Annotated in this window: 2 protein-coding genes; both read right to left on the bottom strand. The window is 63.0% G+C overall.

The genetic code is table 11. The features are described from left to right. Positions 1–48: 48 nt before the first annotated feature. Entirely contained in the window at positions 49–426 is a 378-nt protein-coding gene (locus OO70_RS50330; RefSeq protein WP_030529722.1) for a phage tail tube protein, read from the bottom strand. Between the two features lie 91 nt (positions 427–517). Then, a partial coding sequence (locus OO70_RS50325; RefSeq protein ID WP_043688249.1) for a phage tail sheath subtilisin-like domain-containing protein occupies positions 518–1,404 on the bottom strand: 887 nt, incomplete at its 5' end.

Raw genomic sequence — 1,404 nt, 5'->3', positions numbered from 1 at the left:
GTCTTCAGCGGCTTGCTGAGCTTGATGTTGCGGGCCATCGGTCAGTCCTCAGAACTTGGTCTGTGTCACGTTGCCGGACGTGATGGTCAGGCCGGAGATCGCGCCGGTCTCGGTGTCGATCTTCGGTCGCCCCACAACGACGGCTTTGGTGAACATGTAGCGGCGTCGAACCTGGGTCAGTTCGATGGTGACATCGAGCGGGCACGACATGACCGCGTCGAGGTCCATGTCGCAGCTATCCGACAGCACGATCTCCGCGCTCGCGGGCACGGGCTTCGTGGTCGTATAGATGGTGCCATCCTGATTGGATGCGACCGTGCGCTCGAAGTTGGTCGGCTCGACAGTGACCGACGACCGCGCCGACCATTGCGCGCCGTTGGCGGTGATGCGGACGAGACCGCCCGCCGCGTAGCAGCAATCAACCATAGTGTGGTTCCTTTGACGCAAAGCGAAACGCCGCCCCGAAGGACGGCGTTTTCGCGGATTGCGATGAGTGTGAGCTTACAGACCTGACCGCTTAGGCAGTCGGGAACTGCGGGTACGACGTGGCGTTCACCGCCAGGACGCGCAACTGGTTGACGTGATCCAGCGGCAGGAACGTGTCCACGCGATCCGGATTGTCGGCGTTGCGCTCGACGATGAGCAACTGCGCGAACAGGTCCGAGTTCTCGAACACACCGTCGTCTTCGAGCAGCTTGTACGCATGGATGAACGCGTTCTTCAGGTCGTCCGCCGTGGCGAAGCCCTGAAGGTTGTTCGGGTTCTTGTCGACCAGCGCCGCACGCGGATACGTCTGCGTCATGTAGGCCATGATGTAGCGCAGGCCGTACGTGAGCTGAGCGATGGTGTTGACGTTGAGCCACGACTGGTCGGGCGAACCCCAGGCGTTGCGCTGGTAGGTGGTGATGAGCCGGTCGATCTGGACCGCACCGTCCTGCACGCGATAACCCGACGCGCCGCTGAAGTAGAAGCTCTGGCGCTGCAACGTGCTCCACTGATCGCCGATGGACTTCGGCGGGAGGATGCCGATGAGTTCGACGGTCTGAAGCGGACGCGACAGCTCGGGCGGAGCCTGGAAGTGCTGCGCGGTCTGCGCACCCACAGCGGCGGCCCACAGATAGGTCGGCTGCGGCGCATTGTAGACCGGCATGATCGACGTGTGCCAGGAGTTGCGCGCCGACGTGAACGTCTGCACGGTGCCAGCGGTGCCGGACATCGACGTGATCTGGTGACCGTACATCTGCGACATCGGACCCCAACGCGCATCCAGCCAGGCCTCCATCTGCGTCAGCGTCGCGCCGATGCAGTAGGGCATCACGATCCAATCCCACTGCTCGTCGCCCATGTTGGCGATAGCGTTGGTGATATCGGGATCGCCGTTGCCGCCCGTGAGCTGGACAATCG

The organism is Streptomyces xylophagus, assembly GCF_000716435.1.
In the GTDB taxonomy this organism is placed as follows: Bacteria; Actinomycetota; Actinomycetes; order Streptomycetales; family Streptomycetaceae; genus Streptomyces; species Streptomyces xylophagus.
Note: the sequence above shows the minus strand (reverse complement) of the source record. Positions and strands in the feature narration are given on the sequence as shown.

Coding starts and splice junctions, on each gene's coding strand:
- OO70_RS50330 (WP_030529722.1), bottom strand. CDS start 426: ATGGTTGATTGCTGCTACGCGGCGGGCGGTCTCGTCCGCATCACCGCC.